The sequence below is a fragment of the Pseudoalteromonas sp. OF5H-5 genome (assembly GCF_021530695.1).
Lineage (GTDB): Bacteria > Pseudomonadota > Gammaproteobacteria > Enterobacterales > Alteromonadaceae > Pseudoalteromonas.
This window is the reverse complement of sequence record NZ_JAKGBF010000007.1, coordinates 76233-91420: the sequence shown is the minus strand read 5'-3', so window position 1 is coordinate 91420 and position 15188 is coordinate 76233. Positions and strand designations below refer to the sequence as shown.

Genomic DNA, 15188 nt, shown 5'->3' with positions numbered 1-15188 from the left:
CACCAGATACTGCGACACAATCATTGGGCTTGTCTTAAAGTTAGCAAATCGTACTTAACCGCTGCTTGATAATAATCAAACAGTGACACGAACTTTGCTCGGTAATCATAGCCGATAGCGATAAGTTATTGTTTAAACGTAAAGAATAAAGAACGTACTAAACAAAGGTGCACACCGTACAAAATTTTACATGGTGATTACCGTTTTAGACTCGCTAGGTTAAAGGTATTTACGCAAGGTTACAAGCACTTGATTTCGCCAAAACACCGCACTAGACTTGGCGCACTTTTAGAAATGAGGCCTTTCCATGCGCGTAGCAGACTTTAGTTTTGATCTTCCTGATGAGTTGATTGCCAGACACCCAATGAAGGAACGCTCTAGCAGTCGTCTTCTTACCTTAAATGGCAATAGTGGTGAAATAGAACACAAAGTATTTAGAGATATTTTGGCACTCATTAATCCAGAAGACTTAATCATCTTCAATAACACTAAAGTTATTCCTGCGCGTATGTTTGGTCAAAAAGCCAGTGGTGGAAAACTAGAAGTATTGGTTGAGCGCGTTGTAGATGAGCGGACTGTGCTTGCTCATGTAAGAGCGAGCAAGTCGCCAAAACCTGGTACTAAAATTGAGCTTGGAGGCCAAGCAACCGCAGAAATGGTTCAGCGCCACGGTGAATTATTTGAGTTGAGATTCGAGGGCGAAGAAAATGTATTGGCTATTTTAGATAAAATTGGCCATATGCCTTTACCTCCTTATATCGACAGACCGGATGATGAAGAAGATAAAGAGCGTTATCAGACTGTGTATGGTGAGAAACCAGGCGCAGTCGCTGCACCTACCGCCGGACTGCACTTTGATGATGAATTGATGGCTAAGCTAAAAGACAAAGGTGTTAAGATGGCCTTTGTTACTTTACACGTGGGCGCAGGTACGTTCCAGCCGGTGCGAGTCGATTCGGTGGAAGAGCATGTTATGCACTCAGAATATATCGAGGTCTCAGCAGAAGTCGTGGAGGCAATCAAAGCGGCAAAAGCCAGAGGAGGACGCGTCATCGCGGTAGGTACTACGTCGGTGCGCTCACTTGAGTCTGCGGCTAAAGCAAACGGCGGTGAAATTGCTCCACTTTACGGCGATACCGATATTTTTATTTATCCGGGCTACCGTTTTAACGTGGTAGATGCAATGGTGACTAACTTTCACTTACCAGAATCAACGCTAATCATGTTAGTGAGTGCGTTTGCAGGGCAACAGCATATTATGAAGGCTTACCAAACCGCCATTGAACAGAAATACCGCTTCTTTAGTTACGGTGATGCGATGTTCTTGCAAAAGCAAGATAAGTAACTCACGCCATACAACTATTAAAATGCCCAGTGTTGCTGGGCATTTTGCGTTTTATGGCTGTAAAGTTGCAAGCTCGATATGGACTTTGTGTTTTTTATCCCAATATTAGAATTGCGCTAGTAATCTTGGTAGAATCGAAAGATCACTGCCCTAAGCATTGGCTTAGCACGTTTTTTAGTCAAAGTTGGACTGTTTTTCCGACAACGAGGTAACAATGAAATTTGAATTAGATAGCAAACAGGGTAAGGCTCGCCGAGGTCGCTTGATTTTTGACCGTGGTGTGGTAGAAACGCCTGCATTTATGCCTGTTGGTACTTACGGCACAGTAAAAGGCATGACCCCTGATGAGCTCAAAGAAACGGGCGCACATATCTGTTTAGGAAATACCTTCCATTTGATGCTAAGACCTGGCACTGAGATCATCAAGCAGCACGGCGATCTGCATGATTTTATGAACTGGGATAAACCGATTCTGACCGATTCAGGCGGCTTCCAAGTATTTAGTCTTGGTGCAATGCGTAAAATTTCGGAAGAAGGTGTGTTGTTCAAGTCACCAGTTAATGGTGAGAAAATCATGTTGTCTCCAGAAAAAGCGATGGAAGTACAGCGCGACTTAGGGTCAGATATCGTCATGATTTTTGACGAATGTACGCCGTATCCAGCGACAGAAAAAGAAGCAAAAGACTCGATGGAGCTAAGCTTACGTTGGGCTAAGCGCTCCAAAGATGCACATGCTGATAATCCTTCAGCGCTATTCGGCATTATTCAGGGCGGTATGTACCCAGAGCTTCGTGCCGAGTCGCAAAAGGGCTTAGAAGAAATCGGTTTTGATGGTTATGCACTTGGTGGTTTATCAGTTGGTGAGCCAAAAGAAGACATGATCAATATTCTTGACCAATGTGCCTATAAAATGCCAGAAAACAAGCCACGTTACTTAATGGGCGTTGGTAAACCAGAAGATTTGGTTGAAGCGGTACGTCGCGGTATCGACATGTTTGACTGTGTAATGCCAACGCGTAACGCTCGTAATGGTCACTTATTTGTGACAGGTGGCGTGGTAAAAATCCGCAATGCAGCACACAAAACAGATACTAGCCCACTAGATGCGGAGTGTGATTGCCACACTTGTAAGAATTACTCTCGAGCGTACTTACATCACCTAGATAAGTGTAATGAAATTCTAGGCGCTCGACTCAATACCATCCATAACTTACGTTATTATCAACGTCTGATGGAAGGAATGAGAAACGCCTTATCTGAAGGTACATTTGATGAATTTGTCGAAGACTTTTATGCGCGCCGTGGCATTGCGGTGCCAGAGTTGGCTGACGTTGGTTTGACAGAAAATAATTAATTTATAAACGAGGAAGTGAAATGAGCTTTTTTATCTCAAACGCGCATGCTAGCACCGCAGCAGCTGCACCTGCTGGTGGTGGCATGGAAATGCTAATCATGTTAGGTATTTTTGGTCTGGTATTTTATTTTTTAATTTACCGTCCACAAGCTAAGCGTGTTAAAGAACACAAAGACCTAATGGGTGCATTAGGCAAAGGTGACGAAGTACTAACTCAAGGTGGACTTGTGGGTAAAATCACTAAAGTTGCTGATGATAAAGACTTTGTTGTAATCGCACTAAACGACCAAACTGAAGTAACAGTGCAAAAGTCAGCGGTTTCAGCTGTGTTACCTAAAGGTACAATGAAATCTCTATAAGAATAACAATAAAGGGATAGCCCAGTGTTAAACAAGTTTCCAATGTGGAAGTACTTACTTGTTCTCGCTGTGTTGGCTATCGGTATTCTTTATGCCACACCTAACTTGTATGGTCGTGATCCGGCCATACAAGTTTCTGGCACAAAAGGTGCTGATGCGACGCTCAGTGTATTAGATCAAGTTAACGAAACCCTACAAAAGAACAACCTTGCCGTAAAATCTTCTGTGTTAGAAGACGGTCAAATCCTTGTTCGCTTCAAAAATGTTGAAGATCAGCTTAAAGCACAAGATATTTTGCGTAATAGCTTAAGCGATGATTACATTTCAGCAATCAATATGTCTCCGGCGCAACCTGAGTGGTTAAAAGACTTAGGTGCAAATCCAATGAAGCTTGGTCTAGATTTAAGTGGTGGTGTTCACTTCACTATGGAAGTGGATATGGTCACGGCGATGGACAATGCACTTGAGCAAATGGAGCAAGATTTTAAGAGTGATTTACGTGAAGAAAAATTGCGTTATCGCTCGGTGCGTCGGGTTTCTAATAGTGAACGTGTACAAGTAACGATGCGCTCGGAAGAGGACAAAGACGCGGCAATGAGCTTCTTGAGAAAACGTTACCCAGGTAACGACTTTATCAATGATAGCAGCGATAGCCTTGCTTTCTTCTCAAGCCTTAGCGACCTTAAATATAAAGAGCTGCGTGAATACGCTATCAAGCAAAACGAAACCATTATTCGTAATCGTATTAACCAACTAGGTGTTGCTGAACCAAATGTTCAACGTCAAGGTGGTGAGCGCATAATTGTTCAACTTCCAGGTGTTCAGGACACGGCTCGCGCGAAAGAAATTCTCGGTGCCACGGCGACGCTTGAGTTCCGTGAAGTAGACGAAAATGCCGACGTGCGTGCAGCAGCACAAGGTCGTATTCCTCCTGGCACGGAAGTGATCCCGCATAAAGATGGTTATCCTGTCGTGCTTAAAAAGCGCGTTATTCTTGAAGGTACGCATATCACAGGTGCGCAATCTGGTATGGATGAATATCAGCGACCTCAGGTGAATATCAAACTTGATAGCAAAGGTGGGGCAAAAATGAATGCCTTTACTAAACGCGCCATCGGCAAGCGTATGGCGACGGTTTTCATCGAATACAAACCATCTGGCAAGAAAGATGAAAATGGCAAAGCGTTACCACCAATCAAAGTGGAAGAAGTGATTAACGTTGCCACGATTCAAGCGCGTTTAAACAGCTCTTTCCGTATTACCGGTATTGATAGCCCAGCAGAAGCGCATAACTTAAGCTTGCTACTACGTGCAGGTGCACTGGTTGCGCCAATTCAAATCGTTGAAGAACGTACTGTAGGTCCAAGCCTTGGTCAGGAAAATATCGAAGCGGGTATGACTGCGGTTGTGCTTGGTTTTGCTTTTGTTCTTGCCTTTATGTTGCTGTACTACAAAGGCTTTGGTCTGGTAGCAAACTTGGCGCTTGCGGCTAACCTCATCATGATTGTGGGTGTGATGTCGATGATCCCAGGCGCGACGCTGACGCTGCCAGGTATTGCCGGTATCGTATTAACCGTAGGTATGGCCGTTGATGCTAACGTACTTATCTTTGAGCGTATTCGGGAAGAAATAGCGGAAGGCCGCAGTCCACAGCAAGCCGTTCACCATGGTTACGATAGTGCATTTAGTACGATTTTTGATGCAAATATCACCACTTTAATTGCAGCTGTGATCCTATTCTCTGTCGGTACAGGCCCAATTGCAGGCTTCGCGGTAACCCTAGCTATCGGTATCATTACCTCGATGTTTACAGCGATTGTTGGTACGCGTGCAGTTATTAATGCCATCATCGGTGGCAGACGTATCACAAAGCTATCAATCTAGGAGACGGACATGCAATTATTAAACTTAAAAGGCACAATCCGTTTTATGTCGGCAAGAAAGCTTTCCATGGCTTTTTCGGCATTGTTGATCTTGGCTTCAATCGGCTCGTTTATGGTGAAAGGACTAAACTTTGGTTTGGACTTTACTGGTGGGACGGCAGTTGAAGTTGGATTCTCGCAGCCAGCAGACTTAGCAAAGGTACGTAGTGTATTAGCCGAGAGCGGTTTTGCCGATGCCTCTGTGCAACTTTTTGGTTCAAGCCAAGAGGTATTAGTACGACTCGCCCCTCGTGGGGACGACGTGAAAGCTGAAGTATTAGGTAACCAACTCATCTCCGCGCTGAAACAAGCGGATGAAAGTGTGGTGATGCGCCGCATTGAATTCGTAGGTCCAAGTGTTGGTGAAGATCTCAAAGAGCAGGGTGGCTTGGCGATGCTAACCGCGCTTATCTGTATCTTGATTTACGTTGCTTTTCGTTTTGAATGGCGCTTTGCAGTAGGTGCTGTATTTGCACTTTTCCACGATGTTGTACTGACAATGGGTCTGTTCTCAATCTTAGGTCTGGAATTTGATTTAACGATTTTGGCGGCAATATTGGCGGTAATAGGTTACTCACTCAACGATACTATTGTTGTGTCTGACCGTATTCGTGAAAACTTTCGTAAAGTACGTATTGATGACACCTTAGAGATCATCAACATTTCACTGACACAAACGCTTAATCGTACATTAGTGACCTCAATCACGACTATCCTTGTATTGATAGCGCTATTTGTATGGGGCGGTCAAACCATTCATGGTTTTGCGACGGCCCTGCTGTTCGGTGTATTTATCGGTACTTATTCTTCTGTTTATGTGGCGAGTTCAGTTGCAGTAGCAATGGGCGTTAGCAAAGAAGATTTGATCCCGGTAGAAGTTGAAAAAGAAGGTGCAGACCTAGACGCTATGCCTTAATCATGGAATTTGATGTAATAATCGAAAGCGGCTTTTTGGCCGCTTTTTTGTTGCCTGTAAAACGTCATTTTATTGTTTCTAAAATATTACATTACTATATAATGATAATCGTTATCAATAAAGGAGATACTTATGTACAAATTTGCGATGGCGGTTGGTGCACTGACATTAATGACCGCATGTTCTAAGCAACCTGAGCTTGAGCAACAAACCGGATCTGTAACTACAGAAGCAACCTCATCTTTAGCACAATACAAAGTTCAAGCAGAGGCCTTACTTGCAGATATTCGTATCGAGAAAGATGCTGCAGCACTTGAAACACAATCCGCCGATCTTGTGGCTCTCTCTAGAACTTTGCTAAATGAGTTTGTGGCTAAGTACCCTCAGTGCCAGACTTATCTAGATGCCTTGGATAAAGCCGCTGATATCATTCCTACTTTACCACTTGAAGAGATCGAAACGGGCTATCACGCAGATGGTAAATTACCCAAGTTTGATGACCCAGTTTGCTACCATGCAAAAGATTTATTAGTGCATCCAGCAACGGTTCAAGCGATTGCGATGAAAGGCTTTAGTGGCGCAGAAGACTATAAGAGTGCAGAGATGGAAATTGTGGAAGTGATTGCACACTTTGATCAGGTAGAGCGGGCGCTAAAGTAAGCGGTTGAAAATCATTCAATTGCAAATTGGGTACATTTCACCCGATTGACATATATCTGTCATACTCTGTTGCTACCGTGCGCGATTATACTTTTACAGTGAGTTTAATGCTGTGGATCCTTCGCGCACGTTAGTACTTAATACAATAATAAAAGAAAAAGCTGTATTTACTCTGTTTCAGCCTATCTACGATCTTGCGAAACGGCAAATCTTAGGGTTTGAAGCATTAAGTCGTGGCATGTCCGGCTCATTGTTGGAATCTCCAGACAAGCTTTTTGCGATTGCGAGTAAGCAGGAGCGTTTGTCAGAACTGGAGATTATCTGTCGTGAAGCCGCTATTAAGCAGTTCGTCTCACTCAACCTTCCTGATAAGTTATTTTTAAACGTTAGTCCAAAAGCGTTACTTGATCCGAGCCACCCAAAGGGCGAAACCAGACATCTTACAGAAGTGTATGGGCTCGATCCCAAGCGTGTCGTCATTGAAGTGACTGAGCAAGACAAAGTAGATGACGCGAATCTGCTACTAACTACAATTACCCATTATCGAGAACTTGGATTTCAAATTGCGATTGATGATTTGGGAGCGGGTTATTCTGGTCTCAAGAAGTGGTCGGAGTTATGCCCTGACTACGTCAAAGTAGACAGATATTTTATCGACCATTGTGACCAAAGTGTGGTGAAACGCGAGTTTTTAAAGTCCATTATTGAACTTGCTAAAGCCACTAGCACTCAAGTAATTGCCGAGGGAATTGAGCGAATTGAAGAGCTGAAGCTTATTGAGCAGCTCGGTATAGTGATTGCGCAGGGTTTCTTACTTGCTAAGCCTACTCGCAAACCTCCCACTGAACTCGCACTGTTTAAATCTTTACACACGGAATCCAAAACGGCCTTCAATCAATTTGAGCAGTCGATGGCAATCGGTTGGCTTGCCAAAGAGGCCAATGCTATCCATGAATGTACGCAATGTATCGATGCTCATAGGTTGTTTGAACAAGATCGTAAGCTAACCAGCCTTGCTGTGGTTAATGATGCTAGAGAGCCTGTAGGGCTGCTACACAGAGATCAACTGACTGAGGTGTTTGCGGCACCATATGGTCATGCACTCTTCGATAAGAAATCAGTGATTAAGTTGATGGATAAACAGCCGTTAGTGGTGGATGAGCAGCAAGAGCTTGATACAGTGAGTAAACAAATAACCGACCATGAATTTGATATTCGACGTCATATCATTATTACTAGAGATGGTCGTTATCTTGGCTTAGCGCCCTTGAGAGACATACTCAAGCACATCACAGAAGAAAAAATTCGTCATGCTCAACATGCCAATCCATTAACCATGTTGCCGGGCAATGTCGCGATAAATGAGGCAATAGAGCAAAGGTTACGTTCACATCATGACTTTTCTCTAGCATATATCGACCTTAATCATTTTAAGCAGTTTAATGATTTATATGGATATGCAAGTGGTGATAGTGTGATTAAGCTACTTGCCGAGGTGACAGTTGATGTATGTGCACAGAGCTCAAGTTTTGTTGGGCATATCGGGGGCGACGACTTTATGGTGGTGTTCGATAATAATGATGCAGAAGTGTTGTGTCATGAGATCATCACTCAGTTTGAGCTTAAATCAAAAGCCTTTTTTACTCCCGAGCATGTTAGTGCTGGCGGTTACTGGGCAACAAATCGTGAAGGGCAAAAGCAATTTGTACCTTTACTCACTTTATCGATTGGCTTAGTGAGACCAGATTTACAACACTGTATTAATTCGCATCAAGTTGCAGCTTTAGCAACAGATGCTAAGAAAGAAGCAAAGCGCTATCGTAATAGCTATTTATTTGTCTGTAACCGTCGTAAGCCTACGGTATCGACTGTACGACTGGAAAATGCAGGTTGACTATATTTTTAATTACGCAATAGTAATAGCAATCCGTAAAAATACTTTTGATTGTAGTATTATTTCCCCTAAAGAGGGTTGTGCGATGAAGTTAAAGTTGGGTGTAACTATCTCTGCTCTGGTGTTTCAAAGTGCTTGTATTGCAGCGCAATCCCCCGAGTTAATCTATGTCGCGAAAGAAGCGCGAACCTTGTACGATCGCGATCTTTATCTTTATGAATTACTAGAAAAGGCACTGGCTGCTGCTAAGTACTCAGCTCAAATCGAACACATCAAGATCCATCCTCATCAACAGCGTACGTTAATGGCACTAAGCCGAGGTAAGGTTGATTTACACTGGTCTATGACCAGCCCCGCACGCGAGCAAATCGCTATTCCCATTAAAGTCCCACTGTATGATGGACTTATTGGTAAACGCGTGCTGATTGTTCATAAAGATGTTTATCCAGCCATAAAAACGGTTCGTTCGCTTGATGAATTAAAGCGCTTTACCGCGGTACAAGGACACGATTGGCCCGATACTAAAATTCTTAGTTATAACGGTCTGAAGGTCAGGCCTATTTCCGATTATCAAACCATGTTTAATTTAATCGCGGATAAAAAAGCGGATTATTTTCCACGCTCGGTGATTGAGGCAAATTCAGAATTGATCGCACAAAATAACGAAAACCTCATGATCGTACCTGATTTTCACCTTGAGTATTCAACCGCTTTTTACTTCTTTGTGAATAAAGACAAGCCAAAACTTGCTTATGCACTCGAGGAGGGGCTTGCTAAGCTTAAAGAGTCTGGTGAATTAAAACGATTAAAACAAAAATATCGTTTAGTGTTACCGCCTGAAGGTGAAGGCATCAAATTGAATAACCCTTACTTTGCAAAAAACTACTAGCGTTTCTTGCGCAAGCTTGGGAGTGCGTAATCGTACTCTTCTTTGTATGTTAGGGCTGTTAAAGCTATCATAATTCCACATTTTGCTGAGTACAGAATATATCCTGCAATATCGGAAGAGTAGAAAAAGAAAGTCACATCATAGCCTTTACCATTTCTTAGGTAATTTTCGACAATAGTAGCGAATGTGAACAAAGCTCCTAAGATAGCCAACCATGGAAATATATTATCCGCAAAGGTGTATTTAATCTTATATCTTGGGAAAAGTTTTTTGGTTAATTCTGTCCGGTAAGTGAGTGGGGCGAGCACTATTAACTCGATAATTAGGTGAATGCCGAAAATCAAACTATTCTGAAATAATCTATTCTCAGGGGAAGATGATAGGCTAATTAATCCGGTTGAAAACACGAGTGTTTCAAGAACAAAGGGAGTCAGGCATAAGATGGACAGAATACATATGTTCACATCCTTCAGTCGTAATCCCACACCAAAACAGAGAGATATAAGTGCCGTGTACGTCAGAAAAAAGTGAAAATTAACATCGTGTATAATGAAGACTCCTACTACAACTAAGACATATGGTAGTAGTAAGTCTCCGAGTGCGAATTTTCTTTCCATAACTAACAATAATCTTTAATTGGCTTTGCTAGATTTGGTATTTGCATTAGCTTCAGCACTGTTAGCTGCTGGTTCATCTGGCATCCAAATACCACCACCAGAAACTTTTTTACATTCTTTCAAATTTAGTTTTTGCATTATCATAGTCCTTATTAAGTTTGCTTGATCTCTACGCAATCAAGCATTCAAACTTTAGGTTGCATATATTATTGCAATTATAACAAACAAAGAAGTCTCTTGAGACTACTAAAACTGAAACTCTCTGTGGGTACAAACTTAACACCAAATAAACACAAGGTGAATGAAAAATTAAAGAAATTTTTCAATTAACAGTTTATATAAATTTACACTTGGCTAATTGTATGAAAAATAAGAATAAAGTTGACTTATTACACTTTGAATTTGGCCATCTCAATCTCTAGATTTCCAGATAAAGATTTAATTGTATCAGTCGCTTTATGTGCTTTTTCAGACACACTTGCCGTCTGTGAGGCCGTGTCAGAGATAATAACGACACGTTTGGCTGTATCTTCTCCTGCATCCAACTGTTCTTTGGCTGCTTGAGCTATTTGATGACTCATCTGCGATATAGATTTTAAAGAATCGGCGACTTGTACAAGCGCTTGAGATGCCTTAGATGACATACTCACCGTTTTTTCGCTTGTTGCAATGCTCAAGCTTACAGAAGCCTTCGCATCTTGAGTTGCACTTTGCAGTTTAGTGATCATGGTACGGATCTCTTCTGTACTGGTTTGAGTGCGCTGAGCAAGCTGTCTGACCTCGTCCGCTACGACAGCAAAGCCTCGTCCTTGCTCTCCAGCTCGAGCAGCTTCTATTGCAGCATTGAGGGCTAATAAATTGGTTTGCTCGGCGATAGATTGGATAACGGTAAGTACATTAGCGATATTAGATACTTCTTCATCTAGTACTTGAATATTATTACCAGCGCTGTCAATTTGTTGCTCTAATAATGCAATTTCAGTTGCTGCTTGAGCTGTCAGTTTGTCGGCAGCATTACCTTGCTTTTCAGCCTCTTGAACTGAATCCGCAGCTTGCTCCGCATGTTCGACAACGGTTTGTGCTGATGCTGTGAGTTCGGTAATTGCTGAAGCCACCATTTGAGTTTCTGCATTTAAACTACGAGTTAGATTCTCAAGTTCTACTGAGCGTACCTCACTGTCTGATGTTTGGTTTTGTAGCGCCTTAGTTGCTTCTTTAAGCCCTTCAACTACTCCTTTTAATCCGCCTTGCATATAGTCCATGGCTGCGAGAATACTATAATCTTGGCAGTCAGCAGTATTGATAGGTGTAGTTAGGTTTCCTCTTGAAACATGTTTTACGATTTCGAGCACATCATTGATTTCAGCACCAAGTTTGTTATTCAAAGACAGTCCAAACCGCGCAAGTGCGGTGGTCAATGCAATGGCAACCGCTAAAGAAAGTGCGACTAACCAGATTGCGGTGTCCCAATAACGATCGTTTACTTCTTTGTAGCTAATACCTGTGCCGACATACCAGCCAAACCCTGGTGTTTTTTGTACCACTGAAGTCAGGTCGACAACTTCTCCATCTCGCAGTGAAGTCCAATTGTAGGTAATGATCCGATCAAATTGGTTACCGACTAAGCGCTTCACCATGCTGCCTATGCTTTTGCCGTCAGCATCTTCAAAGTCATTAAAGCTGGTGTTATGCAGCTGGGGGTCATGAGGTGTTGCTACGAAGTCCATTTTGTCATTAACAACATACACATACTCAGAGTCATGGTATTTATTTTCTCTTAAAACCTGAATTGCCATCTCTTTTGCTTGTTGCTCAGTCAGTTTCCCTTGCTCTGCAAAGCGCTCAAACTGTTTAACAATATTAACGGTGCTTTTCATTAATTGGTTGATACGCGCAATATTATCGCTTTCACTGGCATGGCGCAGAGCTTGAAGACCTACAAAGGCAACGGCAAGTAATGAAACAAATATTGCGGCGGCAAAGGTAATTATTTTTGCTTTTAATGTGAAACTAGAAAACACAGGATCGCCCCCTAAAAATACTCTCACTACATGATTTAGCATGTTTAGGGGGAAGTTGTAAGTAGGTTAATGCCCTAAGGAGGCGATTTTGAGATGATATTTACTCATACTACCTAAAGACGATGACTAACTTGCATTAATTATGCTTATTTCTTCATCAGTTAATGGGCGGTATTCGCCCTCAGCAAGGGTTGGATCAAGTTCGATCCCTGCAATATTTTCTCTATGAAGTTCAACTACTTGGTTGCCAACTGCGGCAAGCATGCGTTTTACTTGATGATATTTTCCTTCGCAAATAGATAAGCGTAGTGCAAATTTATCAATAAGCTCCGCTTTTGCTGGCAGGGTTGCTTGTTTCTCACCATGTAGTTCAACGCCTTGTTCAAGCTGTGTTAGCGCTTCTTCAGTGAGTTCGTCGCGACTTTCTAGTACATAGGTTTTAAACTTTTGTTTCTTCGGTGAGGTGATTTGATGAGACCAATCACCATCGTTAGTGAGCAGTACTAAACCCGTGGTATCGATGTCCAGTCGACCTGCAACATGAAAATCTTTTAAGTTAGGTTCTTCAATTAAATCGAATACTGTTGGGTGTAATTCATCACTATTTGCACATACATAACCTTGTGGTTTGTTTAGCATATAGTAGCGTAAACCCAAATACTCTAGGCGTTCGCCATCAAAAGTAATGTGGTCTGCTGGGGTGACTTGGATGTCGCCTTTTTTGACGATATTGCCATTGACGGTAACGAGACCTTTTTTAATATTAATTTTGACCTTGCTGCGTGGCATCTCTGCAACGTGGCTCAAAAATTTCTCCAATCTACATGGAAATTTCATAGTTAAATAACTCGAATAATAAATTAGTTTTTGCGATAAATATCGGATAATAAATCATAGCAATGGACACTGAGCGCAAAATGCTCCCCGACCTTTGCGAGCAAAAGCTTCAGAGCACCTTCCGTGAGCATTTGTTTTTGCTCTAATGTTCTACCAGCCATCATATGGATCTGCAGGTGAATAAACCCTTGTTTGCCATCGCCTAACTGAAAATGCTCAAAAGCAACAGCACGGGTTTTGACGGAAGTTGGATCAAACAAGCCACATGCACAGGCAAATTGCTGCACCTGTGATACTAACGCCTCGGTTTCAATTGGCAAATTAGCTGAGTGTTCAAGAATAAAGTGTGGCATGTGAAACTCCATGTTTTTGCATTAGGCTCAGAGTTTATGCTATTTATCAGGGGTTATTCCAGAAAAGAGTGAATTATTAGCATGCTGTCCTTATTTAAAGTCTCACCTTTGCTTAGCGATGAAGAAACCCAATGGTTAATTGATACCTTTGTCTGGGCATTTGAGCATTTTGATGGCGAGTACTTTTTAAATGAAACGCAGATCGTTACTCCGACTCCCAGTTGTTTTCCTGAGCCGGTATCCAGCATTGAAGAGATGGCGGCGGTGGTTTTCTCTCGAGTAAAGTCCTATGCGGGATTACAACAGTGGCCAATCACTTTGGTTGCGCCTGAACGTATGCTCGCGTCGACCAGCATGACTAAGTTAAACATTGCAGGGCGTTGGCGCGGTGAGCAAGCGGTCATCGCTGAACCGGCTGCGCCTATTTTGATTTCTTATAATCCCAATCAAATAAATCAGCCTCAAGATCTGATCGCCAGTTATGCAGGTGTCATGGCAAAAGTTTTAATTTTACAGCGTGGCGTGTTACCTCCAGGTGGGGAAGCGCAATTAGACGCGGCTTGTGATGTGCTGGCGAGCTTTTTTGGCTTTGGGGTCATGGTGTCTAATACCGTATATCACTTTAGGGGAGGATGTGGTTCTTGCTACAACCAATATGCCAACCGAAAAGCTGCACTGACGGAGCAGCAGAGTGTTTTTGTGCACGCCCTAGTATGTCATTTTAAAGGGGTGAAAGATGGTCATAAGCATCTTAAGTCACACCTTGTGAGTCAGTATAAAAAGGCGAAAAAGCAAATTAATACTCTAATGGATAACTCAGAGCGGGGTGATTTACTGGCCTTACAGGAGCATGCACATGCTCGTTTATCTTGATGAGTTTATTTTAATTGCACTGGCACATTTTTTTGCTGTCGCAAGTCCCGGTCCCGATTTTGCGATAGTGCTTAAACAAAGTGTACAGCAGGGTAGAGCAAACGCCCTTTGGACAAGTTTTGGGGTTGGTCTTGGTATTTTAGTACATGTCAGTTATTGCTTATTGGGAGTTGCGTTACTGCTATCTCAATCCGAAACCTTGTTCACAGCAGTAAAGTACTTAGCCGCGCTTTACCTCGCTTACCTCGGTGGCCAGGCATTGCGGTATGCAAAACCCAATTCAGAGCAAGAAAATATCACTGAACACGCTGTTACTGAGTCTAATTGGACTGCATTAAAACGAGGTTTTTTGGTCAATGCCTTAAATCCTAAAGCAACGCTGTTCTTCTTATCGCTTTTTACCTTAGTGATTGAGCCAACCACACCAAGCAGTGTGCAGTTGTTTTACGGTGTTTATATGGCGTTGGCTACTTGGGCTTGGTTTTCGTTTTTATCTTTAGTTTTATCAAAAACAAGGGTAAGACAATTTTTTCGTCGTGCAGGACATTGGTTTGATCGCGGGATCGGTGTGATCATGTTACTGCTTGCAGTAAGATTGATGATCTAATGTGTGACAAAAACATTATTAACTTTAGTTTTGGTTCAAACATGTCGACCGCACGTCTGCTTGCTCGCTTACCACACGCGAAGCTACTTGGAGTGGGGAAATTGCATGGCTATCGGCTGACTTTTGATATGTTGAGCACCGATGGTTCAGCCAAGTGCAGTATTACGCCGAGCACTAAAGCAAATAGCCATGTTTATGGCGTTTTGTATGCGTTGGATGAGCAAGAAAAGGCGCGTTTGGACGACATTGAAGGGGAGCGCTACAGCTGTCATTGTTTGCCTGTTGAAAGGCAAGATGGCGGTATGGTGGACGCCTGGTGCTATATTGCTAACACCTTTGTGGAACATCAATTACCTTTCGATTGGTACGTACATCATGTGTTGGCCGGGGCAAAGGAGCATCAGTTTCCGACCAGCTATTTACAGGCAATTTCGGCGCAATCACACGTTACAGATAATAATAGTGACAGACAACAACAAGAATTAGCCATCTACCACTGTGATACTACAAAGTTAAACCTTAAGGCTTGACTGGTAACATC

Annotated in this window: 15 protein-coding genes; 11 read left to right on the top strand and 4 right to left on the bottom strand. The window is 42.5% G+C overall.

Annotation, left to right across the window (positions count from 1 at the left end; all coding sequences use genetic code 11):
- Window positions 1-307: 307 nt before the first annotated feature.
- The 8 genes from queA to L1271_RS11990 all read left to right on the top strand — a co-directional run bounded on the left by queA (window position 308) and on the right by L1271_RS11990 (window position 9339).
- A complete protein-coding gene (queA, locus tag L1271_RS12025; protein ID WP_235367951.1) occupies window positions 308-1345 on the top strand; it encodes a tRNA preQ1(34) S-adenosylmethionine ribosyltransferase-isomerase QueA in 1038 nt (345 codons plus the stop codon).
- Between the two features lie 214 nt (window positions 1346-1559).
- Entirely contained in the window at window positions 1560-2699 is a 1140-nt protein-coding gene (gene tgt / locus L1271_RS12020) for a tRNA guanosine(34) transglycosylase Tgt (RefSeq protein WP_010374167.1), read from the top strand.
- A gap of 20 nt (window positions 2700-2719) precedes the next feature.
- Complete coding sequence (gene yajC / locus L1271_RS12015) at window positions 2720-3058, top strand: preprotein translocase subunit YajC (protein WP_010374166.1); 339 nt, start codon at window positions 2720-2722, stop codon at window positions 3056-3058.
- A 24-nt stretch (window positions 3059-3082) separates the two neighbouring features.
- A complete protein-coding gene (gene secD, locus L1271_RS12010) occupies window positions 3083-4942 on the top strand; it encodes a protein translocase subunit SecD (protein ID WP_010607168.1) in 1860 nt (619 codons plus the stop codon).
- A gap of 9 nt (window positions 4943-4951) precedes the next feature.
- Window positions 4952-5896 (top strand): protein translocase subunit SecF, encoded by a 945-nt coding sequence (secF, locus tag L1271_RS12005; RefSeq protein WP_010607169.1) that lies wholly within the window; start codon window positions 4952-4954, stop codon window positions 5894-5896.
- A gap of 132 nt (window positions 5897-6028) precedes the next feature.
- Window positions 6029-6556 (top strand): hypothetical protein, encoded by a 528-nt coding sequence (locus L1271_RS12000; protein ID WP_174170603.1) that lies wholly within the window; start codon window positions 6029-6031, stop codon window positions 6554-6556.
- Between the two features lie 112 nt (window positions 6557-6668).
- Complete coding sequence (locus L1271_RS11995; RefSeq protein ID WP_235367950.1) at window positions 6669-8450, top strand: bifunctional diguanylate cyclase/phosphodiesterase; 1782 nt, start codon at window positions 6669-6671, stop codon at window positions 8448-8450.
- Window positions 8451-8535: 85 nt separating this feature from the next.
- Window positions 8536-9339, top strand: a complete 804-nt coding sequence (locus L1271_RS11990) for a substrate-binding periplasmic protein (RefSeq protein ID WP_102057886.1) — start codon at window positions 8536-8538, stop codon at window positions 9337-9339.
- Between the two features lie 632 nt (window positions 9340-9971).
- Here the strand turns inward: L1271_RS11990 and L1271_RS24740 are convergent.
- The 4 genes from L1271_RS24740 to L1271_RS11975 all read right to left on the bottom strand — a co-directional run bounded on the left by L1271_RS24740 (window position 9972) and on the right by L1271_RS11975 (window position 13167).
- Window positions 9972-10094 (bottom strand): hypothetical protein, encoded by a 123-nt coding sequence (locus L1271_RS24740; protein ID WP_264484056.1) that lies wholly within the window; start codon window positions 10092-10094, stop codon window positions 9972-9974.
- Between the two features lie 251 nt (window positions 10095-10345).
- A complete protein-coding gene (locus tag L1271_RS11985) occupies window positions 10346-11977 on the bottom strand; it encodes a methyl-accepting chemotaxis protein (RefSeq protein WP_235367949.1) in 1632 nt (543 codons plus the stop codon).
- A gap of 126 nt (window positions 11978-12103) precedes the next feature.
- Window positions 12104-12814, bottom strand: coding sequence for a 16S rRNA pseudouridine(516) synthase RsuA (gene rsuA, locus L1271_RS11980; RefSeq protein WP_174170605.1), 711 nt, complete (start codon window positions 12812-12814; stop codon window positions 12104-12106).
- A gap of 23 nt (window positions 12815-12837) precedes the next feature.
- Window positions 12838-13167 carry a 5-carboxymethyl-2-hydroxymuconate Delta-isomerase gene (locus L1271_RS11975; RefSeq protein ID WP_102057560.1) on the bottom strand — a complete coding sequence of 110 codons (330 nt, stop codon included), beginning with the start codon at window positions 13165-13167 and terminating at the stop codon, window positions 12838-12840.
- Window positions 13168-13248: 81 nt separating this feature from the next.
- Between L1271_RS11975 and L1271_RS11970 the strand changes: the two genes are divergently transcribed.
- The 3 genes from L1271_RS11970 to L1271_RS11960 are packed head-to-tail and all read left to right on the top strand — an operon-like array spanning window position 13249 to window position 15177.
- Window positions 13249-14040 carry a hypothetical protein gene (locus L1271_RS11970; protein ID WP_130164988.1) on the top strand — a complete coding sequence of 264 codons (792 nt, stop codon included), beginning with the start codon at window positions 13249-13251 and terminating at the stop codon, window positions 14038-14040.
- The gene (locus tag L1271_RS11965) at window positions 14024-14647 is read left to right on the top strand and encodes a LysE family transporter (RefSeq protein WP_235367948.1); all 624 of its coding nucleotides are present in this window, start codon (window positions 14024-14026) and stop codon (window positions 14645-14647) included. Before L1271_RS11970 ends, L1271_RS11965 begins: the two co-directional genes overlap by 17 nt.
- Window positions 14647-15177, top strand: coding sequence for a gamma-glutamylcyclotransferase family protein (locus tag L1271_RS11960; protein WP_235367947.1), 531 nt, complete (start codon window positions 14647-14649; stop codon window positions 15175-15177). Before L1271_RS11965 ends, L1271_RS11960 begins: the two co-directional genes overlap by 1 nt.
- The last annotated feature ends 11 nt before the right edge of the window (window positions 15178-15188 follow it).